The sequence below is a fragment of the Neobacillus citreus genome (assembly GCF_018343545.2).
Lineage (GTDB): Bacteria > Bacillota > Bacilli > Bacillales > Cytobacillaceae > Neobacillus > Neobacillus citreus.
Map to the genome: position 1 here is coordinate 184411 of NZ_JAGYPE020000002.1, position 22157 is coordinate 206567.

27 protein-coding genes, 1 other RNA gene and 1 pseudogene are annotated in these 22157 nt (G+C 39.2%); 23 read left to right on the top strand and 6 right to left on the bottom strand.

The genetic code is table 11. The annotated features are described in order from the left end of the window. Positions 1-74: 74 nt before the first annotated feature. The gene (locus tag KHB02_RS02555) at positions 75-599 is read right to left on the bottom strand and encodes an HD domain-containing protein (RefSeq protein WP_213145498.1); all 525 of its coding nucleotides are present in this window, start codon (positions 597-599) and stop codon (positions 75-77) included. Positions 600-802: 203 nt separating this feature from the next. On the opposite strand from KHB02_RS02555, the gene KHB02_RS02560 reads away from it, so the two are divergent. After that, complete coding sequence (locus tag KHB02_RS02560; protein WP_213145499.1) at positions 803-994, top strand: type II toxin-antitoxin system Phd/YefM family antitoxin; 192 nt, start codon at positions 803-805, stop codon at positions 992-994. Between the two features lie 118 nt (positions 995-1112). Continuing rightward, a complete protein-coding gene (locus KHB02_RS02565) occupies positions 1113-1292 on the top strand; it encodes a hypothetical protein (protein WP_213145500.1) in 180 nt (59 codons plus the stop codon). A 74-nt stretch (positions 1293-1366) separates the two neighbouring features. On the opposite strand, the gene rnpB is transcribed toward KHB02_RS02565, so the two are convergent. Further along, positions 1367-1751: RNase P RNA component class B (gene rnpB / locus KHB02_RS02570), an RNA gene on the bottom strand. Positions 1752-2377: 626 nt separating this feature from the next. On the opposite strand from rnpB, the gene KHB02_RS02575 reads away from it, so the two are divergent. Both KHB02_RS02575 and KHB02_RS02580 read left to right on the top strand, forming a co-directional pair. After that, positions 2378-3427, top strand: a complete 1050-nt coding sequence (locus tag KHB02_RS02575) for a hypothetical protein (protein ID WP_213145501.1) — start codon at positions 2378-2380, stop codon at positions 3425-3427. Beyond that, positions 3414-4184, top strand: a complete 771-nt coding sequence (locus KHB02_RS02580; protein WP_213145502.1) for a hypothetical protein — start codon at positions 3414-3416, stop codon at positions 4182-4184. Before KHB02_RS02575 ends, KHB02_RS02580 begins: the two co-directional genes overlap by 14 nt. 372 nt (positions 4185-4556) lie before the next feature. On the opposite strand, the gene KHB02_RS02585 is transcribed toward KHB02_RS02580, so the two are convergent. Continuing rightward, a complete protein-coding gene (locus KHB02_RS02585; RefSeq protein WP_213145503.1) occupies positions 4557-4967 on the bottom strand; it encodes a GNAT family N-acetyltransferase in 411 nt (136 codons plus the stop codon). A 101-nt stretch (positions 4968-5068) separates the two neighbouring features. Continuing rightward, entirely contained in the window at positions 5069-5434 is a 366-nt protein-coding gene (locus KHB02_RS02590; protein ID WP_213145504.1) for a recombinase zinc ribbon domain-containing protein, read from the bottom strand. Between the two features lie 290 nt (positions 5435-5724). On the opposite strand from KHB02_RS02590, the gene KHB02_RS02595 reads away from it, so the two are divergent. The 14 genes and pseudogenes from KHB02_RS02595 (at position 5725) to KHB02_RS02660 (ending at position 15973) form a co-directional block, all read left to right on the top strand. Then, positions 5725-6147, top strand: a complete 423-nt coding sequence (locus tag KHB02_RS02595) for a MarR family winged helix-turn-helix transcriptional regulator (protein WP_213145505.1) — start codon at positions 5725-5727, stop codon at positions 6145-6147. 64 nt (positions 6148-6211) lie between these two features. Next, the gene (locus KHB02_RS02600; protein WP_213145506.1) at positions 6212-6610 is read left to right on the top strand and encodes a DoxX family protein; all 399 of its coding nucleotides are present in this window, start codon (positions 6212-6214) and stop codon (positions 6608-6610) included. Between the two features lie 120 nt (positions 6611-6730). Then, positions 6731-7669 carry a ring-cleaving dioxygenase gene (locus KHB02_RS02605; RefSeq protein ID WP_213145507.1) on the top strand — a complete coding sequence of 313 codons (939 nt, stop codon included), beginning with the start codon at positions 6731-6733 and terminating at the stop codon, positions 7667-7669. A gap of 21 nt (positions 7670-7690) precedes the next feature. Continuing rightward, positions 7691-8299 carry a flavin reductase family protein gene (locus KHB02_RS02610; protein ID WP_213145508.1) on the top strand — a complete coding sequence of 203 codons (609 nt, stop codon included), beginning with the start codon at positions 7691-7693 and terminating at the stop codon, positions 8297-8299. A gap of 26 nt (positions 8300-8325) precedes the next feature. Then, positions 8326-8937 (top strand): alpha/beta hydrolase, encoded by a 612-nt coding sequence (locus KHB02_RS02615; RefSeq protein ID WP_213145509.1) that lies wholly within the window; start codon positions 8326-8328, stop codon positions 8935-8937. 37 nt (positions 8938-8974) lie between these two features. Beyond that, positions 8975-9652 carry a ribose-5-phosphate isomerase RpiA gene (rpiA, locus tag KHB02_RS02620; protein ID WP_213145510.1) on the top strand — a complete coding sequence of 226 codons (678 nt, stop codon included), beginning with the start codon at positions 8975-8977 and terminating at the stop codon, positions 9650-9652. Between the two features lie 19 nt (positions 9653-9671). Further along, positions 9672-10649, top strand: coding sequence for a ring-cleaving dioxygenase (locus KHB02_RS02625; RefSeq protein ID WP_213145511.1), 978 nt, complete (start codon positions 9672-9674; stop codon positions 10647-10649). A gap of 124 nt (positions 10650-10773) precedes the next feature. Then, on the top strand, positions 10774-11328 hold the full coding sequence (locus KHB02_RS02630; protein WP_213145512.1) for an NADPH-dependent FMN reductase: 555 nt from the start codon (positions 10774-10776) through the stop codon (positions 11326-11328). A 149-nt stretch (positions 11329-11477) separates the two neighbouring features. Beyond that, on the top strand, positions 11478-12191 hold the full coding sequence (locus KHB02_RS02635; protein ID WP_213145513.1) for a pirin family protein: 714 nt from the start codon (positions 11478-11480) through the stop codon (positions 12189-12191). Then, positions 12191-12463 carry a hypothetical protein gene (locus KHB02_RS02640; RefSeq protein WP_213145514.1) on the top strand — a complete coding sequence of 91 codons (273 nt, stop codon included), beginning with the start codon at positions 12191-12193 and terminating at the stop codon, positions 12461-12463. Before KHB02_RS02635 ends, KHB02_RS02640 begins: the two co-directional genes overlap by 1 nt. 359 nt (positions 12464-12822) lie before the next feature. Further along, on the top strand, positions 12823-13011 hold the full coding sequence (locus tag KHB02_RS02645; RefSeq protein WP_213145515.1) for a Fur-regulated basic protein FbpA: 189 nt from the start codon (positions 12823-12825) through the stop codon (positions 13009-13011). 14 nt (positions 13012-13025) lie between these two features. Next, a complete protein-coding gene (proC, locus tag KHB02_RS02650; protein WP_213145516.1) occupies positions 13026-13874 on the top strand; it encodes a pyrroline-5-carboxylate reductase in 849 nt (282 codons plus the stop codon). Next, a pseudogene (proB, locus tag KHB02_RS02655) lies at positions 13871-14645 on the top strand (glutamate 5-kinase); the annotation flags it as partial. The gene proC and the pseudogene proB, both read left to right, overlap by 4 nt. A 62-nt stretch (positions 14646-14707) precedes the next feature. Continuing rightward, entirely contained in the window at positions 14708-15973 is a 1266-nt protein-coding gene (locus KHB02_RS02660; RefSeq protein ID WP_213145517.1) for a glutamate-5-semialdehyde dehydrogenase, read from the top strand. 144 nt (positions 15974-16117) lie between these two features. Here KHB02_RS02660 and KHB02_RS02665 read toward each other — a convergent pair whose 3' ends face one another. Beyond that, positions 16118-16765 (bottom strand): hypothetical protein, encoded by a 648-nt coding sequence (locus KHB02_RS02665; RefSeq protein ID WP_213145518.1) that lies wholly within the window; start codon positions 16763-16765, stop codon positions 16118-16120. Positions 16766-16967: 202 nt separating this feature from the next. Between KHB02_RS02665 and KHB02_RS02670 the strand changes: the two genes are divergently transcribed. The 5 genes from KHB02_RS02670 to tatC all read left to right on the top strand — a co-directional run bounded on the left by KHB02_RS02670 (position 16968) and on the right by tatC (position 21038). After that, positions 16968-17546, top strand: coding sequence for a LemA family protein (locus tag KHB02_RS02670; protein WP_213146036.1), 579 nt, complete (start codon positions 16968-16970; stop codon positions 17544-17546). Continuing rightward, the gene (locus KHB02_RS02675; protein ID WP_213145519.1) at positions 17546-18280 is read left to right on the top strand and encodes a TPM domain-containing protein; all 735 of its coding nucleotides are present in this window, start codon (positions 17546-17548) and stop codon (positions 18278-18280) included. The genes KHB02_RS02670 and KHB02_RS02675 overlap by 1 nt, the downstream gene beginning before the upstream one ends. A gap of 261 nt (positions 18281-18541) precedes the next feature. After that, positions 18542-19174 (top strand): helix-turn-helix domain-containing protein, encoded by a 633-nt coding sequence (locus tag KHB02_RS02680; RefSeq protein WP_213145520.1) that lies wholly within the window; start codon positions 18542-18544, stop codon positions 19172-19174. A 51-nt stretch (positions 19175-19225) separates the two neighbouring features. Then, positions 19226-20161, top strand: a complete 936-nt coding sequence (locus tag KHB02_RS02685; protein WP_213145521.1) for an LCP family protein — start codon at positions 19226-19228, stop codon at positions 20159-20161. A 127-nt stretch (positions 20162-20288) separates the two neighbouring features. Continuing rightward, positions 20289-21038, top strand: coding sequence for a twin-arginine translocase subunit TatC (gene tatC, locus KHB02_RS02690; protein WP_213145522.1), 750 nt, complete (start codon positions 20289-20291; stop codon positions 21036-21038). Positions 21039-21173: 135 nt separating this feature from the next. Here tatC and KHB02_RS02695 read toward each other — a convergent pair. Then, the coding region (locus KHB02_RS02695) for an amino acid permease (protein ID WP_241113680.1) at positions 21174-22157 on the bottom strand (984 nt) is incomplete at its 5' end.

A 22157-nucleotide genomic window follows, 5' to 3' on the forward strand; every position in this document is an offset into this window, starting at 1 on the left:
CTAAGTGAACCTATTTAAAGAAAAAATTTATCAAGAAGGGCGATGTTCACAAGAAGCATCGCCCTTTCCCTATTTTATAACTCACTGCTTTTCAGTTCTTCCTTAACCATTTCGTCTAACCGCTCTATCATTTTTATGGCTCTATCTCGATCCATTTTTCGATAGTGGTGCATTCCGCTTTGCTCCTCGTCCATCTCATCGGCTAATTTGACGATTTCTTGCAACGGGGTCCGGTTGATAAAACCTTCCGGCATGTAAGAATCCGTATGGAATAAGACGGCCAGTGCGATTTCTTTGGCAATAATCGGATTTTCTCCCAACCGGATCAATAATTTATGGGCCCTTTCCGCACCCTTAATTGCATGTATATCATTTTGTTTATATAAATCATAATCCCATTTGCCGTTGCGATACCAAGTGTAATGACCCATATCGTGCAGCAATGCTGCTTTTGTTGCCAGATCAACGGAAACGCCCCGTTCTTTTGCCAACTTAAAGGCATGGTAGGCACAAGCAATAGCATGTACAATTCCAGACCGGCTCAAATATTTTTTTGCAATATGATGATTGAAAATTTGAATTAATGTTACCTCTCTCATTTTAATCACCTTCTTAAAATTGTTATTTTGTATTATAAAACAATTAATGTTGTTTTGTTAGAAAAAGTTTGTGATTATAAGGAAAAATGTTTTGGTAGCTGATATATTTGAGACAGCGGGGAAACCAAGAGGGGATTTAACCTATTTTCTCTTTTACTTTTCATAAAATTCTGTTAGAATCACTCAGATAGGAGGTGTCTTACATGAGTAACAGCTTAACCGAACTACTAGGTCCTCCATACGATCAACTTATGGATGCCAAGGTAGATAAAAGTCCTAGTGAAGTCGTGATTACGAATAACGATGGCGAAACTTATTACATAATTTCGGCTGAAGAATACGAAAATGGTCCGAAACAACAAGGGTATAAAATCGTTGTGGCAGATGGGGAGTAATTTTTTACTCCTCTTTTTTATTTTTTGATTTCAATTTCAAAAATATCCTTCAATCAAATTTCTTCCATGTTCATTTTTTTGACGAATAAACGGAATAATAAGTGTGGAGGTGATTGTATTGGAAAAAGAAAACAAATTTCCTGAAGTGATGAATGATATGGGGACACCCGCTGAAATGAGCCCTGTCAAAGACATAACGGATGCTGATTCAAAGGCACCAATGGTCGAAGTTAATCAACCGATTGATGCACAAGATCCACTTGAAATAAGAAGCCGCGGGTCAGTGACTGTGTTATAAACCAAAAATAAAAACAGGTAAAACAAAAAGTTTTACCTGTTAAGAGAACTTTTATTAAAATTTGCACATGAAATGGCTGTAAGCCAGGTTTTGTTCTTCCGTACTGCAAACAGCGTCAAGCCTCGTACAGGAAGCAGTAGTCATCTATCTATCAACCATTGGTTGATCCATCCGTTAGGTTCATTTCCCGCAGGATGATGCCCCGACCAAAATTTGGGTTGCTCGCTCGTGGGGTTTACCCGTTCCACCTTTTCCGTTTCCAGAAAAGCATCGTCACTGTGGCACTTTCAGGTTATTCTCAGCATATCTCTAGAGACTTAGCATGATTTCACCGCCGTCAGCCAATATCAAGATTGACTGCCCACCTTTGCAGATGGCACGAACACTACAGGCATCTCAGCACTGTGCGAGCCTGGACTTTCCTCAGCTCCTATAAAGGAACCGCGACTACTCACCATTCCATGTGTCCTTCGCTTAGAAGCGACAATAACTAATATAACAGGAATACTAATTAAAATCCATGGTAGTTTAATTCCATTGTTACCAATTTCAGATTCGATTAAAAGTGAATCAATGAAACAATTGTGGACGAATGTCGGTTCCATCGTATTAGCGCCATTACTTACACAGTATTATTCTTTGATGGACTAGTAGCATAAAATCCGCAAATTGAAAATATTTATGTAAGAGGTACAAGCAATGTCTCCGTCAAAAGCTTCTAAAAAGGGCTGATATCTTGAACAAAAATAATAATGTGCTGATTGTCATGTTTTTATTATTAATCTTATTGATTGTTCTTATAATCAATGTGATACTTCACGTTAAAATTTATGTCGTATACAGTTCCGGTGTTGGACCCATTTTCTTAATAGGCTTAATCATTTTTTTAATTGCTTTATTTTATTTCAAAGGTTAAAACCTTACTATGCCAGGCATCCTGAGTATGCCTGGCATTTTATTTTTATAAAAAAATGGACAGGAAGGTTAGAAAAATCTAGAAATTATAGTAAGATGGTATATATCATCTTAAATATGGTAATAGAGAGTTTTGATTTTTAAAAATGAATAAATAGAGGTTATGTAGCATGTGCAACGATCTGCTTGCTAGACTCGAGGAAGAGAAGGGTCAATGGTTACATAAAGCGATGGATCGCTTTAAGGAAGAGTTTACGTGCTTTGATGACAAAACAGTACTCACACCGGAAAATCAAATAATGAAGATGAAAAGCATTCATAGACAGAACAATCTTGATCTGGACCGGATGGAAAAGGAAATAAAGCTGATAAAGGATAACATCGAAGAAGAAGAGCAGGTTTATCAGCATTTGACCAAGGCCGTCCAGTATTTACAAGAGGATATAATCCATTATGAAGGGCTGCTATCGGAGTTGGCTACTATTCAATTGGAAAAATTCAACTGCCTCTTACATACGAAATTTGAATTTGATTTGAAAAAAGATCAAGTCGTGTTCAAGGATAGGAAAACGACCAGACTGATAGAGGGCTTTAATGAGGTAGAATCGGAGATGGCGGAGTTCTATCGAAAGCAGCTGGATGATAATGAAAGAAAATTAGCGCGAATTTTTCGCGATGCCGCTCCTGAAACAAGCTATGTATTCCAATCCAATCCGCAGGCGTCCAGCCTTTCCTTGAAGCATGGCCGGGGACTTGACCAGTATATAGTCCTGAAAAACTTTGAAGAGGATTATCGGATTGTTGCAAATACATTAGATGAAAACAACATGTTAGTTTACGAGTATTATATAAACCAATTGAATCATGTTAAGCAAATTGGAAAAAGAGATCTTTTGCAGCAGTCTGCGGCCAAAAAGGAGCAACATCAATTGGCCTCAGAAAAAGCAGCCGAACTACAAGAGCAAAAACGGCAAAAGGAATTGAGCTTGGCAGCGTTAGAAGAACAACTTACGAGGGCAATCTGGGAACAAAACCAAGAATTAGAACGGTTGCAAAAGCTGGATGAATTTTTAAAAGAAGAATTTGTAGAAGCCGTTTCTAAATGGCAGGTTAAATTGTTTGGGGAGCAGACGCCGGAGGTGGAACGCTGGTTGTACCATCAATACAGCCAGTTGATTTTAAAGCAAGCAGAAAGGATTATTGGAAATGAGCACTTCTAACAGAACCGTGGATGAAAAATATAATGAAGCGATTCAATCGTTAAAAAAAATCAATAGCCTTCTTTTTTATGATGAATTAAAGACACTATTAAAAGACCGGGAACAAACGATTGCCGAATTGAATGGGGAAGTTTTTGAGTCTGTTGAAAATTTGCGACAGTCACTTAGTCAGTTTCCTCTGAATATCAGCGAGCAGCTCAAGGAAGACATCATCGCACCCCAGTCGGAATTGTTTGACAGCAAGATTCACCATTTTAATGAAACGTTAACCCTATTGGAAAAAAAGATTGCCATGTGGCATCAGCAATATCAAGAATATTTATCGAAGACGGAACAGCTGCTAGAGGATTTAAAAGAACGGCAGCGCAATGATTATAAGTTCATGGAGATGCAAACCGAAAAGGTCCTAGAGGCCATTCGGTCATCTCAGGAGCAAATTGGTGTTCTATTCACCCAGGGAATTACTGACCAGGCCTCCATCACGAATATAAAATATGAAGCAATGAGTGAAAGATTATCGGATCTTTCTAAGAATCTTCACCATGTTGAGGCCAGCCTGATGGCTGAGGTGGAGCAATTGAACCTAAAGCAGCTGCAGGACCAAAGGGATTTCCAGGAGCTATGGGAAGAAAAATGGAAACTGAATGCAGATGCCACTGCGAAGAAGGAACAGCTATTTAAAAAATGGCTGATTGGGCTGGCTGTAGGGCAGGGAGTTTCGATTCTATTAGTGTTGGTGGTACTGTTTTTTAAGTAAAAGATGGATTTTCCTTTTATTGGATGGGTGGGGCGCTGCTATGCAAGTGGTTCATAACGCCCGGGCGAGTGGAATAAACGGTATTCCGGTCGTTATAAAGGGTCTATAACGCCCGAGGGAGCGGAGGAAATCGAGACTCGGTCGTTATGAAAGTTTTATAACGCCCAGGTGATTGGAAGAAACGGTGTCTCGGTCGTTATGAAAGGGTTATAACGACCCAGCAAGCAGAGGAAACCGAGACTCGGTCGTTATGAAAAGGATCATAACGACCGAACAAGAGGAAGAAACCGTGTTTCGGTTGTTATAAAGGGCTCATAACGCCCAAGCGAGAAGAAAAGTCCGAGTCCCGGTCGTTATGAAAACCCAATCTGCTTAACGTTGTCGTGCAATTATATATCCGTTATCTATTTTCTTAAACCCAATGCGGGGATAATATTCCATCGCAATCGGAGAGGCGAGCAATATAAGCGTCACTTCATCTCCAATTTGCTCTTGCAGCAATCTCACCAGCTCCTTGCCGATCCCCATTTTTTGATAGGTCTTGTCTACAGCTAAATCCGATAAATAGCAGCAATAGCTATAATCAGTAATAGCTCTGGCTACTCCAGCAAGTTTTTCACCAACCCAAGCCGTAATTGTAATATCAGCATGATCAAGCATCCGCTGCAGCCGAGGTAAATCGTCAACAGGCCGCTTAATGCCGGATGCTTTAAAAACTGTAGAAAGCTCTTCTGCACTGATTGAAACATTGATTTTGTACGTTAATTGTAAAGAATCATTCATTTTTCCATCCTCCAATTTGTTAAGATGAACTAATTGTAATGGATGGATGGCTCCCCAAAAAGTACCAGAACGCAAGGTTTTAATGGTGCCAGTTATCGAAATTATGAAACATCTTCATACTGCCAACCCAAATCATACACCCTAAAGTTTGACCCATAATAATTATTTCCGTCAAATAGTCTAATCTCGTCAATCATAGGGTTGTTAAACTTAATAACCAATCTATGTGTGCTCTCAAAAACAATATGATTTAATTGTTCTTCTAGCAATCTATCTAAATAAGCCTTCTCGTCCCAATACAATCTCATTCCAATCACGGATTTTAGCCAGTTCTCTTCCACGATATTTGGATTACACGTATGATGATGCGTATTTCCCTGACATACCCACTTACCTGGATTTCCGGGCTTTCTTCTAAATGGTTTCATACAAAAATTACAGTAGATTTTTCCTGCAAAAAATGACATAAGAACCACTTCTTTCCCTTTTTAAAACTATTATATGAACAAGATTCTAGCGATATTCATTTAATAGTAGAGTTATTTAGTAGTTAAAGTAGTTTTTAGATAAAAAAGGTATTTAGCTTGATCCGGGTGATGCATGGGGACGGTTCTCTTGCCTCACTTTTTATGTTAGAACGTGAACCAGTTGATTAATAAGAATCGAAAAAAGGTTATTGACAAAAAGAAATTTAGGATTTATTATTATCTCATATTCAAGATAATTTAATTCAAGATTTCAAAAGGAGGTGAAGGAAATGAACAGGAAATGCTCGAATTTGCCCTTTCTAATATTGATGCAAACATCGAAAGCTATTCATGATCGCATTAAAGATGAAATCGCAAAAAACAATCTTGGTATTACGGAGTTTTCTGTTCTGGAGGTACTTTATCAAAAAGGGAAACAAACCATTCAACAAATTGGCAATTGCATATTAATCTCGAGTGGTTCGATGACCTATGTAATAGATAAGCTTGAAAAAAGAGGTCTGTTATGCAGAAATGCCTGTCCGGATGACCGCAGGGTGATTCATGTGACCTTAACGGATGCTGGAAATGGATTAATGGACGAAATCATGCCAAAATATCATGAGTTCGTGAATTCCATGTTTGATTCGTTAAGTTTGGATGAGGAAGAGACATTGGTCCGGCTTTTAAAAAAAGTAAGAGATAAAGTGTAGATTTTAAAAATTTTTTATAAAATATCTCGAATCCGAGATAAAAAACAATTAGGAGGCTTTTAAAATGTTAAATATTGGTTTATTAATTATTCGTTTGGTAATTGGTTTATTATTTGTAGGGCATGGTGCGCAAAAATTGTTTGGTTGGTTTGGCGGTTATGGCCCGAAAGGCACAGGTGGATGGTTTGAATCTGTTGGCATTAAGCCTGGCGTAACCATGGCAATAATTGCAGGCTTGGCAGAGCTAATTGGCGGATTATTGTTTGCTTTAGGATTTTTAACCCCGCTTGCAGGAATTTTGATTGCAGGAACGATGGCAATGGCGATTATCAAGGTTCATGCTCCTAATGGATTATGGGCAACAGCCAATGGATATGAATTTAACCTTACTTTGCTGGCTGTTGCAATTGGTGTAGCTTTAATCGGCCCTGGTCAATATGCATTAGATGCATTTTTGTTCTAAAATATCCTGAATTAAAGAATCTTAATTTATAATTAAAATGATAAGATTTTAATTAATGGACTAGGAAAAACTAAAGTATCGAATTCATTTAATTATCTCGCGAAAAGGGAGTGTTAAAAAATGAGTAAGAAAACAATGGGAATACACCATATCACAGCTATTGTCGGGCATCCACAGGAAAATGTAGATTTCTATGCCGGCGTTTTAGGGCTGCGCTTGGTAAAGCAAACCGTGAATTTTGATGATCCGGGAACTTATCATCTCTATTTCGGAAATGAAGGTGGAAAACCAGGGACCATCATTACCTTCTTTCCTTGGCCAGGTGCTCGTCAAGGAATCATTGGAGACGGCCAGGTTGGGGTAACATCATATGTTGTTCCTAAAGGAGCGATGGGATTTTGGGAGCTGCGATTAGAAAAGTTCGAGGTTCCTTTCACAAAAATAGAGCGCTTTGGAGAGCAATATTTGGAATTCGATGATCCACATGGACTTCATTTGGAAATTGTCGAAAGAGAAGAAGGGGAAGCCAATTCCTGGAGCTTTGGGGGAGTAACACCTGAAGTGGCGATAAAAGGATTTGGCGGAGCAACCCTTTTATCGGAACAGCCTGATAAAACAGCGGAATTGTTAGAAATGGTAATGGGGCTCGAATTTGTCGGTAAAGATGGCGATTTAGCCCGTTATCGTTCAACAGCCGAAATCGGCAATATTATTGACCTAAAATTAACTCCAATTGGACTCGGACAAATGGGTGTCGGTACCGTACACCACATTGCATGGCGGGCTAAGGATGATGAGGATCAATTAGATTGGAAGCAGTATGTAAAGCGTCATGGGTACGGGGTAACACCAGTACAAGATAGAAACTACTTTAATGCAATTTACTTTAGAGAGCATGGAAAAATTCTGTTTGAAATCGCAACAGATCCTCCAGGATTTGCGCATGATGAATCACAAGCGACGATGGGAGAAAAATTGATGCTGCCTTCCCAGTATGAACCACATAGAGCACAACTAGAACGAGTGCTGCTTCCAATTGAAGTAAGGCCATTAGACTAATTTATCGAGGGGACTGATTCTTTGCGTTCGATTGACCCTGCAACAATTAGCGAAAGAGAAAATTATAAATTCTTGATAGGAAGCATTATCCCAAGGCCTATTGCGTTTGTCACATCGATTTCGAAGGATGGGGTGTTGAACGGTGCACCATTTAGCTACTTTAATATTGTGTCAGCCAACCCCCCAATGATTTCTTTATCCATTCAACGTTCAGCAGGGAGGCAAAAGGACACAGCGCGAAATATCCTGGAGTCCAAGGAATTTGTGGTCCATATCGTTGACGAACAAAATGTTGCTGAAGTCAACAAAACAGCGTCGACACTTCCCCCTGACCAAAGTGAAATAGACTTAACGAATTTAACTCCAGTGGAAAGCGTGAAAATTTCAGTCCCGGGAGTAAAGGAAGCGAAAGTCAGGATGGAATGTTTAGTAGAGCATTCAATAGAATTGGGAGGAAAAGATTCTCCTGAATGTGATTTGATTATTGGAAAAATTGTTCAATATCATATTGAAAGCAGCATTTATGAAAAGGGAAGAATAGACCCAAGGGGACTATCTGCTGTAAGTCGATTGGCTGGAAATAATTATGCGAAAATCGGTGATATCTTTGAAATCGAAAGACCTAAATAGTTCCACGTTCTGGAGGGAAAATAAGGATGAAACATATATTCAATAAAGGGCAAGACCAAACAAAACCCACCTTTTTATTGCTTCATGGAACGGGTGGCAATGAATTAGACCTTCTGCCACTTGCCGGCATGATTGACGATGAGGCCAATGTTTTAAGCGTTCGCGGGAATGTATTGGAAAATGGGATGCCGCGCTTCTTCAGAAGGCTAGCGGAAGGAGTCTTTGACGAAGAAGATCTTATTTTTCGAACAAAAGAGCTAAATGAGTTTCTAGATGAAGCAGCTGAAAAGTATAGTTTCGACCGAAACAATATCGTTGCGATTGGTTACTCAAATGGAGCAAATATCGCGGCAAGTTTATTATTCCATTACCAAAATGCCTTAAAAGCTGCCATTCTTCATCATCCAATGGTACCGCGAAAAGGAATTGAGCTTCCTGATTTGACCGGAACGTCCGTGTTTATAGCTGCTGGGACGAATGATCCAATCTGTTCACCTATGGAATCTACTGAACTTCAATCGTTATTACAGAACGCTAGAGCAAAAGTAGAGCTTCACTGGGAAAATCGCGGACATCAATTAACGGTGGATGAAGTGAAAGCCGCTGCAAATTGGTATCGAAAGGTAATAAGCAAATAATTAGGGTGACAACATCCGAAAGAAGGAGGCGGAAACCTTGAATGAAAAGAAAATAGTGGGTGAACTAGCAGCCGATTTCATTGAGGACGGGATGGTTGTAGGGCTTGGAACTGGTTCAACCGTTTATTTTACGATTATGAAACTTGGAGCGCTAGTGGAAGCGGGGCTTTCCATTCAAGGAATCCCAACCTCGGTTCAAACAGCAGAATTAGCAAAAAAATTACACATCCCATTAGCCAATATGGACGAGGTTAAGAAAATTGATATTGCAATAGATGGGGCCGATGAAGTCGATTCTCACCTGAACCTCATTAAGGGTGGCGGCGGAGCGCTAGTTCGGGAAAAAATCGTAGCCAAGGCTGCGGAAAAATTTATTGTAGTGGCTGACCCTTCGAAAATGGTGAAAACATTGGGAGCTTTTCCGCTTCCTGTGGAAGTCGTTCCTTTTGGGGCGATGCAGACTGAGAATTATATTAGGGAATTACAAGGGGAAACTAAATTGCGTCTAACGAACGGAAAGCCATTTCAAACGGATAATGGCAACTTTATCATTGACTGTTCATTTCCCAGCATCACAAAGCCCCAAGAGTTGGAATGCATCTTAAATAACATTCCCGGTGTGGTCGATAATGGCTTGTTTGTTGGCATGGCAGATAGGGTGATTACAATAGATACGGGCCATAAGCCGGTTTTACTAGATAGAGGAAAACATTAATAAATGGGAGGAAATAATCATGAACAAATTAAAGGGTGTACATCACGTTACAGCCATTACAAGCAGCGCTGAAAAAATTTATGAATTCTTCACATATGTTTTAGGGGTGCGTTTAGTAAAGAAAACTGTGAACCAAGACGATATTCAAACGTATCATTTATTTTTTGCGGATGATGTAGGCGGTCCAGGGACGGATATGACATTCTTTGACTTCCCAGGAATTCCAAAAGGGGTTCATGGAACAGACGAGATTTCAAAAACATCCTTTCGTGTACCGAATAATGCAGCATTAGATTATTGGCTAAAGCGGTTTAACCGGTTAAATATTGAACATACAGGAATCAAAGAGCAATTTGGCAAGAAAACACTGTCATTTGTCGATTTTGATGATCAGCAGTACCAATTGATTTCCGACGAGAACAATCAAGGTGTTGCCTCAGGAATACCATGGCAAAATGGACCAATCCCATTGGAACATGCCATTACAGGATTAGGACCGGTCTTTGTCCGTGTCTCCAACTTCGATTATTTTAAAGCAATTATGGAAGAGGTATTACTTTTTAAAGAAATTGATAAAGATGGCTCTTACCATTTGTTTGAAACAGGAGACGGCGGGAATGGCGCACAGGTGATTGTTGAGTATAATGCCATTCTTCCCCGGGCACGCCAAGGGTTTGGAACTGTACACCATGCTGCCTTCCGAGTTGAAGACCGTGCTGAAATAGATGAATGGACGAAACGAATGCAATCCTTCCGCTTGCCGAATTCCGGTTATGTGGAACGCTATTATTTTGGTTCCTTATATACAAATGTTGCCCCGCAAATTCTGTTTGAAATTGCAACAGATGGACCGGGCTTCATGGGTGATGAACCGTATGAAACACTTGGTGAAAAACTATCATTACCGCCATTTTTCGAATCAAAACGCGAGCAAATTGAAAAACTGGTCCGGCCGATTGATACAGTAAGAAGTACAAAAGTGTTTGAAAAAGAATAGAATTCGCCGATATTACTTATAAATAATTTTTAAAAAAGTCAAACTGCTTTTTTTGACAATAAAAATTATTTCGATTACAATTATCTCGAATTAAAAATAAAGTAGCAGCAAAGGATGGTTTCAAATGACCAAAATTGGAATTTTACTTGGTTCTCTACGGAAAGAATCTTTTTCTAAAAAAATTGCCGCAAATGTTGCAGCTTTATTCCCTGAAGGAATGGAAGCGGAATTTGTTGAGATCGGCAACCTGCCTTTATATAATCAGGACTTTGATGATGAAAACAATGCTCCGGCAGAGTATACAACGTTCCGTAACAAAATGAAGGAAATTGACGCTGTTTTATTTGTCACACCTGAATATAACCGCTCTGTACCTGCTGTATTAAAGAATGCATTAGATGTGGGATCACGTCCATATGGGGCAAGTGTATGGAGCGGCAAACCGGCTGCCATTATCAGCCAATCACCTGGTAATTTGAGCGGCTTTGGTGCCAACCATCATTTACGTCAGTCTCTTGTATTCTTAAATATGCCAACCGTTCAACAACCAGAAGCTTATATCGGCAATGTTGCTGCTTTGTTGGATGAAAACGGCAAATTGAAAGACGAGAATACGGTCCAATTCTTACAAACTTTCGCAGATGCATTTGTTGATTTAATTAAGAGACATCAAGCGTAGGTTTTTATCCACTAATATAAAATGGTCCCTGATATATGGATAAGGAAGGGGTTGGAGAATATAGCGGAAGAAAACCTGCTATATTTTCCAACTTTTTTATATTTCATGATTTTACTATATGAAGAAGATAATTGAAGGAGTGACAGAAATTGATTCAGCTTTATCCTGCAAGTACGCGCTATACAGTAAAAAATGACTGGCTGGAGAGTAATTTAAGTTTTTCTTTTGGAGAATATTATGACCCATCGAATATCCGATTCGGTCCACTTCGTGTCTTTAACGACGATACCGTTCAGCCGGGACGGGGTTTTGGCATTCATCCGCATCGTGAAGCGGAAATTGTCTCAATTGTATTAAAGGGACAGCTTAAGCATGAGGACAATTTAGGGAACGCCGGAATCATCGGCACAGGAAGTATTCAGCGCATTAGTGCCGGAACCGGAGTGCTTCATTCTGAATTTAACGCGTCAAACCAGGAAGAAGTCCAATTCCTGCAGCTATGGTTTTCCCCGGATGAAAAGAAGTTAACCCCTTCCTATGAGGATATTACATATGACTTAGAGCAAATGCACAATCAGCTCTTACCAGTTATCTCTCATATCGGTTCGGAGCGGGTTGCTAAAATTCATCAGGATGTAACCCTTTATTTATCCAGGCTGGATGGGAAGGAGACACTGACCTTTCGGCAGGAAGAAGGCAGGAGAATATACGTCTTTACGATTGATGGAGAATTATCAATTAATAACGATAACATTTTAAAGACTAGGGATGCTGCCCGAATCACAGATCTTCCGGAAATTACGATTCAAGCAAGTAAAGATAGTTTCTTTTTATTAATTGATTTACCTGGAGGTGAATTCTAATGTTAATGATTCGCCATTCCATCGGCAGCCGATTGCTATGTCAATCGGAAACCTACACGATTGAAGAAAAAGGGGATCATTGGCTGATATCGCTCCCCATCGATGAGGAAACCGCTTCGAAGGTGTTGGAATTTCAAGATGAGTTAAATTTATTCGTAACAAAAGAAAAGGAAAAGACTTGGTTTTACTCCTCAAATGCCCAAATAAAGTTCCTGCCTAAGGAAAATAAATTGGTGATACTTGCTGATCATAAAACGGTTTATCCAGTTTAGTGATGAATGTTGAGGACTACCAACTAATCAGAATTATATTGAAAATAAATTTTTTACCCGCCATTTAGGAGAATGGCGGGTTTTTTCATCTTGAATATCTTTAAAGCCGCTTTGAAAATACGGAATCCTTTTTTCAAATAATACATCTATTTTTCTTTTATTAAAGAAAGATAAAGATTCCTTTAAGTCTTAATCAATGTGAGCCCAATCGACAAATTCTTAAAAAACGCATCCTTATAATGGCATTTATGGGAAAGGGGGAGATGGATCCTTAACACTACACCCTGCCTTCCATCTATTGCAGTAAATGTATTAGACATCTAATTACTATTATTTTTGAAAAACGGGAGGTTTCTGTTTTGAAAAATTTACTTAGAACTGTGGTTAAGCAAAGAAGACAATTTCTGATGGATCAGCTTGTTCAATCAGGTGTTTATAAAAAGAATAATAAGCATCTATATGAATGGACTTTGAGTGATTTAGAGGAAGAGTACAAATATATTTTTAATTTGGAATCCAGTAAAAAAGAAAAATATCTTCACCCTTAATAAGGAGGAATGGAATGTTAAACAAACAAACAGTTGTTTTTTTAGGAGCCGGTTCTATGGCTGAGGCGATGATTTCAGGTATTGTTAATACCGGCAAAATACCTTCCAAACAAATACTGGTTTCCAACCGAAGGAATCAAAAACGTTTGCGGGAACTCCAGAATACTTACGATATTAAGGGAATAAGTCGAGAAGAGTTAACCTTTGAACATATTGACATCTTCATATTAGCCATGAAGCCCAAAGACATAGGATCCTCATTACAATACCTTTCAAATAAGCTTAAACCTAATCAGATCATTCTATCAGTTGCCGCAGGGATTCCCACGAACTCGATCGAGAGATATCTTCCACAAGGGCAGCCTGTTGTTCGGGTTATGCCCAATACATCCAGTATGATTGGTGAATCGGCCACGGCGATCTGTCCCGGTAAACATGCCACAAAAAAAGTGATGACAATCGTGAGGGATTTATTATCATGTTTGGGTACTGTTTATCAAATTGACGAAGATAAAATGGATATCTTTACAGGGATCGCTGGGAGTGGCCCTGCATATTTTTATTACTTAATCGAACATATGGAAAAGGCAGGAAAAGAGTGCGGCCTTGATGCCGCTACAGTTAGGCAAATAAGTGCACAAACCATTTTGGGTGCTGCCAAAATGATGATACAGGAAACGGGTACGCCGGCAGAGCTAAGAGAAAAAGTGACATCTCCGAATGGTACCACGGCTGCCGGATTGGAGGCATTGGAGAAGCATGGCGGAGGAAGGGCTATTATGCAAGCCGTTAAAGAAGCAGCAAAACGTTCCCAAGAAATGAACAGCCACTATCAAAGACGCCAAATAGGAGTGATTGGATGACCTCAGGCTTTAAAAAGAGAGTTGTTGTCAAAATTGGCAGCAGCTCACTCACAAGCCTTCGTGGTGAAATTAGCCGCAGGAAATTGGAAAAATTGGTAGAAGAAGTTGTGCAATTAAAGGATGAAGGCCACGAGGTGCTGCTAGTTTCATCTGGTGCTGTAGCAGCGGGCTATCGAAAACTTGGTTTTACAGAACCACCGAGCGCGCTGCCGGAAAAGCAAGCATCCGCGTCGATTGGCCAGAGCCTATTGATGGAAATCTATTCTGAGCTTTTTCTATCCCACGGCTATGTTGCTTCACAAATTCTCATCACTAGAGAGGATTTATCGGACGAAAACCGTCATAATAATGCCAAAAATACAATCAATGTCTTACTTAATCGTGGAATTGTTCCAATTATAAATGAAAACGATACGGTGACCGTCAATCGCTTAAAGTTTGGAAATAATGATGTTCTTTCCGCCAAAATAGCAGGACTCATTGATGCCGATATGTTAATTATTCTTTCGGATATTGATGGGATGTATAATGGCGATCCTCGCCAGATGAGCCACGCTGTTCGGCTGGAACACGTTCATGAAATTACCATGAAAATCGAAGAAGCAGCCGGCGGCACTGGAAGCTCGGTTGGAACCAGGCGGAATGAAATCGAAAATCGATGCCTTTAAAATTGCCATGGCATCCGGAATCCTTTCCTTTTTAGGGAAAGCAGGGACTCCCAATATTTTAAAAGATGCCGTCCATCAAAAAGCTACGGGGACCTATTTTATCAAACGTGAAATGGTTTCGAAAACAGGCGGATAAGTTTCATTTAATTCAATAGGAGGGATTCGATGGTTCTTTTAAGAGAGGATTCAACAAAAATTGAAATTCAGGCAATCAAGGCAAAAAAAGCGGCCAAAAGACTAAGTATCTTATCGACAGAAGAAAAAAATCAAGCCCTCACTCTGTTAGCAGATCAGCTTGAAGCGAAAGTGGAGGACATATTGAAGGCTAATGAAATCGATATAAAATACGGGAGAATCGAAGGGTATAGCGAGGCCTATTTGGATCGTCTTACCTTAACAAGAGAACGAGTTTTTGATTTTACTAGCGGACTACGTGAAGTCGCCAAGCTGCCAGTTCCTGTCGGCGATACCCTTTCCAAGTGGACACTTGATAATGGACTTCTTGTTAAAAAAGTAAGTGTTCCTTTAGGTGTGATTGGTATGATTTACGAGGCACGTCCGAATGTGACTGTTGATGCAACGGGACTTGCTTTGAAATCAGGAAATGCCATTCTCCTGAAGGGAGGTTCCTCAGCGATTTTTTCAAATAAAGCTATTTTTAAAGTGATTCAGGAAACGCTGGTAAAGACGGCGATCCCAAAAGAGGTGGTTCAACTGATTGAGAGTACAGACCGCACCGCCACTCAGCAGCTGTTTACGATGAAAGAGCATATAGATGTGCTAATTCCAAGAGGCGGGGCTTCGCTCATTTATTCAGTTGTCAATGAAGCGACAGTACCTATCTTAGAAACAGGAGTGGGTAATTGCCACCTTTATATTGACAGGGAAGCGGATGTGGAAAAAACATTGAACATATTGGTGAATGCCAAAACGGATCGACCTGCTGTATGTAACGCTGTGGAAACGGCAATTATCCATCTTGACTGGCTGGAGCACAATAAACAGGCGTTGATTAAAACGTTGAAAGACCACAATATTTCCGTACATGCTGATAAAAAAGCAGCGGCGGTTATTCCTGGTGCTGGGCTGGCAAACGAAGAGGATTGGGCGACAGAATACTTGAGTTTAGATCTCGCCATTAAGACGGTCACTAGTGTGGAAGAAGCGATTGAACATATCGATAAGTATGGAACTAAACACTCGGAAGCTATTATTACTGAAAACCGTAAAACTTCTAAGAAGTTTATGGACTTAGTGGATGCCGCTGCGATATATCATAATGCTTCTACCAGATTTACGGACGGCGGGGCACTTGGGCTTGGGGCGGAAATTGGTATCTCTACCCAAAAGCTCCATGCACGAGGCCCGATGGGGCTGGCTGAATTGACTACGACGAAATATATTATGATCGGAAATGGCCACGTAAGATAGTGGAAAGAAGCTGATTTAAAAGCATATTGCGTGCTTTTAGATCAGCTTCTTTGATTTTGACGTAGCATAAGAGTAATATTAGACTTTTTTGGGGGGCAGGTTTGATTTGTAAATACAGTACTTTTATTTGCGAATTCAAACCTATTATTTGCGAATCCTTATATGTGGCAGTCGACTTTGCCATGGATAGAACGATAAATTTAAAAATATCCATTGGAATATAGTCAGAATTACCCCAATTTGGTCAAATATCTTGTTATTATCAAAAAATCTTAGAAGTACTAATTGAAATGGAAAAAAACAAAAAAATACAATTAATAGATTACGATTTAATCTTTTCCAAGAAGGTGATTGGAAGGGAGAAGTTGACCTCTTATCACGAATGATCCATAAGCAAGTAAGAACCAAAAATAATATATCGAAAGGAAAAATTATTTTTTCCAAAGAAAAATCGAGTCCTAGGGTATCCCCCTTAAAATGGACCTTTTCTGAAGAAAAGAACCAAGAACCTGACTCAATGACTAAGAGAATAAACCATGTTAGCAATAACCAATGAAATGGTTTTTGAGCTCCTCTCCACCCCAAAATAACTACCGAAGTCATTAAGGAAACAAGAATCAATAACAGCCAATACTGTCCTCCTATTCCAGATCCGCCTAATCCCATCCATCCTGACCACGAGTATGATGGTCCATCGAATAAGCCTCTTATTATTGGCAGCCAGAACATGAATCCGCTTAGAATCACATAAAGAAGAATTAAGACTAATAACCTATCAGGTTTCCATTCCATAACAAAATCACATCCATTTCATGATCTTAATCATTATTATACTTTGGATATTTCAGTGAAATGCTTTAGGGCTAGGTATTTCTCTTATTTGGGCTTTACGATTCACTTGACCAATTCTGCAGTCCAGTTTTGTGAAATTATTCCTATAAAGAGGCATTTATTTTCAAGCGCTATATACTGTATGGAAGGGAGCGCTGTGAAAATGAAAAAAGTTTCTGTTGGATTAGGTATAATTGGAGTGTTCATTGTTGTTTTCGGCTTTATGTTAATGTCTAGTTATAATAATTTTGTTAATTTAGAAGAAAACGTCAATCAATCTTATGCTCAAATTGAAAATCAACTACAGAGAAGACTGGACCTAGTACCCAACTTAGTAAATACCGTAAAAGGATATGCAGCCCACGAAGAAGAAGTCATCGCTTCTATTTCAGATGCACGTGCAAGACTTGCCGGTGCTAAAACGCCGGAGGAAGAGGCGACAGCTAACGCCGAATTATCTGGCGCATTGAGCCGTTTGCTTGTTGTGGTTGAAAACTATCCCAATCTAAAAGCAGATCGTCAATTCACACAATTAATGGATGAATTGGCTGGAACAGAAAATCGAATTGCCATTGCTCGCAAGGATTATAATGACCAGGTTGCGGTTTATAACAAAAAAGTAAAAAGCTTCCCGGGAGTAATGATTGCAGCAATGACAGGTTTTGATGAAAAGGAATATTTTGAAGCAGATCCTAAGGCCTCTGAAGCTCCAAAGGTTGATTTTGGAGGAGGCAATGGATAATGAAGGCAAAGAAGGCCATCAGCTTTCTTTTGGTATTTTTGACTATTTTCCTTTATACAGGAAAGGCATTTTCGGAGGATGTTCAAATCCCTGAACCAGTTGGCGACATTTACGTCCAGGATTTTGCCCATATATTAAATGATAAGGAAAAAGAAGAATTACAAAACTTAGGAAGAAAGGTTGAAGACCAAACAACTGCGCAGGTTGTCGTTTTAACCGTCCAAACAATTGGCGACCGAACCATTGATGAATATGCCAATGAAGCATTTCGGCAATATGGAATTGGAAACGGCAAGGACAACAATGGTTTGCTCCTCGTTTTATCCATGAATGAGCGAAAAGCGAGGATTGAAGTAGGCTATGGTTTAGAGGGGAGGATTCCCGATGGAAAAGCAGGGAGAATTCTTGATGAATACGCCATTCCTAACTTAAAAAGTGAACAGCCAAATATAGCTGTTGTCGAAACATATAAGGCACTGGCAAAAGAGGTTCTTGCCGAATATGGTAAAGCTGGAGACCAGCCAAAAGAGGATGAAGGAATCGGCATTCCAGGTTGGTTAATTTTTCTTTTGGTTATTATCCTTGTGTTTCTTGATTTTAAGTTTTTTGGAGGGACACTAACCTATCTTGTTCTTTCCATTCTGTCTAGAGACGATGGCAAAGGGGGTGGAGGTGGGGGCCGAGGCGGAGGAGGAGGCTCTTCGGGTGGCGGCGGTGCTGGCCGCGGCTGGTAAACCTAATGATAGTTTATTACTTATAATATAACTTATTAGAAGAGTCTTTCTTATCCTTAAGCCTTAGACTTGATATATTTGTCTAAGGCTTTTTATATTTTTAACAATGTTCTGGACACATATTGGTTTAATAGCCTTTACAAAAAAGCTGAAACATTGAAAAGGCATCATTAAATTTTGACAAAAGAAAAACCTATGTTGACAAATTGTCAACGTAAATGTATATTTACGACGAATTGTAAAAAAGGAAGGGAAGCGAAAATGGATAATCAGCTTGGTTTGTTATTGAAGAAATTGCTAAAAGAACGTTCTTTATCCATGAGGAAGCTGAGTGAACTTACTGATATTGACACAGCCACAATTTCACGAATCATAAATGGTAAACGAAAAGCGCAGCCGGAGCATTTACAAAAATTTGCTGACTATTTAGGGGTTCCCATCTCTGAATTATTTATCGCTGCAGGCTTTGCAGTTGAAGAGAAAAAAGAAATTCAGCAATCTGATATCACTATGTCTGTTGAAAGTATTCAAAAGTTACTTGAAGCCTCTAATTTAATAGATTCTGAATTTAGCATAGCAGGTGTTGAACGGCAGTTAGCAAATTATGAACAATATGCACAAACGGAAGAGGGAAAAGAAAGTATTCTTAAAAGCTTTGGTGAAAAGCTTAAAAAGATTGGCAGTTTAGGGCCTTTTATAAGCCAGTTAAAAGATATGTTTGAGAGGTTTCGTTTAAATAAGGGAACGCCAAGAGAGCTTGCAATTGCTGGAAGTGCACTAATCTATTTTATAGTATCAGTGGATGTTATTCCGGATTACATTTTTCCAGTCGGTTATATTGATGATGCTATGGCCATTCAACTTGTTGCAAATTTACTAACAATTAAGCAATGATCATTAATGTAAAATAATTTTTCAAAATTAAAATAATCGAGAAGGTGTACTATGGAAAGAATGCAACGAAGGAAAAAACGTGTTAAGTGGACAAGGATTCTTCTTTTAATTCTTCTCTTAATGATTGGCAGTGTGGGTGCTTATGCAACTTATCAATATAAACAAGGAGTTTCACTTGCTGATGGCGGGAAATTTAAAGATGAAACGAAAAACGCGAAAGCTTTTCAGGGAGAAGATGTGAAATTTGGAAGAATTAATGTGCTTCTTTTGGGAAGCGATTCTCGTGGTGAAGAGCACGCCAGAACGGATTCCATTATGATTGCCCACTATGATCAGGATACTCATCAATCTAAGTTGATTTCTATTATGAGAGACACATATGTTAATATTCCTGGTCATGGAAAGCAAAAAATAAACGCAGCATATGCATATGGCGGGCCAGAGCTCCTTCGACAAACCATTAAAGAAAACTTTGATATTGATTTAAATTACTACGCTATAGTTGATTTTGAAGGGTTCTCAAAAATTGCCGATATCATTGCACCGGATGGAATCGAAGTGGATGTTCCTTCTAAAATGTCGTATGGAATTGGAACGACAATAGAACCGGGAATACAAACCTTACATGGGGACAAGTTATTAGGATATGTACGTTTTAGACATGATAAATTAAGTGACTTTGGTCGGGTTCAAAGACAACAGGAAGTCATTGGCAAGTTGAAGGATCAAGCTATGAGCGTAGGAAGTATTTTAAAACTTCCTAAAATGTTAGGGGTTATAAACCCATATGTTGATACTAATTTGGATACACCTACTTTATTATCTTTGGGAAAAGATTTGCTTACTAATCAATCTAATGACATAAAAACTATGCGTATTCCCGTGGATGGGTCTTATACAAATGAGCAATTCAAAAACGTTGGTGCAGTGTTAAGTATCAACCTGGAACAAAATAGGTCTGCTCTAAATGATTTTTTATCATTATAATCTTTTTGGGTTATTAAGAAAATGAAGACGTAAATTTGATAAAATTGCTCATGAAAAATGCATGATGGAAAGTGGGCCTCTTGCATTTTTTATGGAATGTCTCAATTTATTAGGCAGGAGTAACACTATGGATGATAAAGAACTTAATTTAACGGAGCATCTTGATGAGTTGCGAAAAAGATTAATTATTTCGGCACTTGCTTTCATATTATTTTTTATTTTAGGAATGGTTTATGTCAAAGATTTATATATTTTTTTTATGGGCAATCTTGATTATAAATTAATGGTTCTCGGGCCAAGCGATATTATCTGGATCTATTTTCATATCGCAACTGTTGTTGCTGTAACTGGAACAATCCCAATAGCTGCATGGCAAATCTGGTTATTTGTAAAACCTGCTTTAAAGCCAGGGGAAAGGAAGGTTACATTAGCGTATATTCCTGCCTTGTTCTTTCTTTTTATTGGAGGGCTGGCATTTGGTTATTTTTTTATTTTCCCAAATGTTATGAGCTTTCTAATCAAATTAGGAAATGATATGTTTACAACCTCTTTTACGGCAGATAAATATTTTAGTTTTTTAATAAATATGACTTTACCTTTTGGTGTAGCGTTTGAATTGCCTCTTGTCTCGATGTTTTTAACAACTTTAGGCATTGTGAATCCACATAAATTAGTGAAACTCAGAAAATATGCGTATTTCATTCTGGTTATCATAGCCTCCATGATCTCTCCGCCAGAATTTATTTCTCATATTTCCGTAGCAATTCCACTGATTCTAATATATGAGATAAGCGTTTTATTATCCAAAATGGTTTTCAGACGAATGCAAAAAAGTCATAGTGTTCAAGACTTCAATAAAGAAATGACAACTAATTAAAATGTAATTGTTGCCTATGAAATGATAGTATAAAAAACGGTTTAAAACAAAGAGTTGGGGATTGCCAACTCTTTTACTTTTTTTCTTACGAAAAGCCTTCAATACAAAAAAAGAAGCCGCCTTAGCAGCTCCTCTTCACGTTAATTTTTTTGAAAGATTGCTTTTACGTTTACCGTAAAATAGATAAATAACAAACCCCACAATCATCCAAATCACAAAGCGAATCCAGGTAATCGAAGGCAGACTGATAATCAGATAAATGGAAAAACCAATTCCGATAATAGGGACAAATGGAACAAACGGCGTTTTAAATCGCCTTTCCAGATTAGGCTGTTTTACGCGCAGCACCATGATGGAAGCGCAAATTAGGATAAAGGCGGACAGGGTTCCGATGTTGACGAGTTCTGCGACTTCATTGATTGGAGTTAAGCCGGAAACAACTGCTGTTACCGCACCAATGATCAGTGTAGGGCGATAGGGGGTCTTATATTTGGAATGTACTTTTGCAAACCAGTTCGGGAGCAATCCATCCCGGCTCATCGCGAACCATATACGTGAACCGGCAAGCATAAAGGAAAACAGTACCGATAAAATCCCAGTAATGGCGGCCGCAGAAATAATCAAGGTAATCCAATTCAACCCCACTTGACTAAAGGCCTTAGCAATCGGGGCTGCATTCCCTAACGTTTCATATGGAGCCATTCCGGTAATTACGAGGGACATTCCGATATAAAGGGAGAGAGCAATCGTTAAGGACAGGACCACCGCCCGTGGCAAATCGCGCTGCGGATTTTTCGCTTCTTCTGCAGCAGTCGTTAACGTGTCATATCCGAATACGGCGAAGAATACCAGAGCGGCACCACCCATCACACCGTGAAAACCAAATGGCATAAACGGATGCCAGTTGGCAGTATCAACGTAAAAACTGCCGACGGCAATGACCACAACCACGATGCTTAATTTGATGATGACCATCAAGTTATTAAATCGTGCTCCCCATTTCATCCCAATGGTAAGCAGTCCGGCGATGGCTAAACTGATAATCATAGCAATCAGGTCAACTTTATGGCCGGCGCCTGTTCCTGGAGCCCCCTGTGCCCACACAGGAACATGAATGCC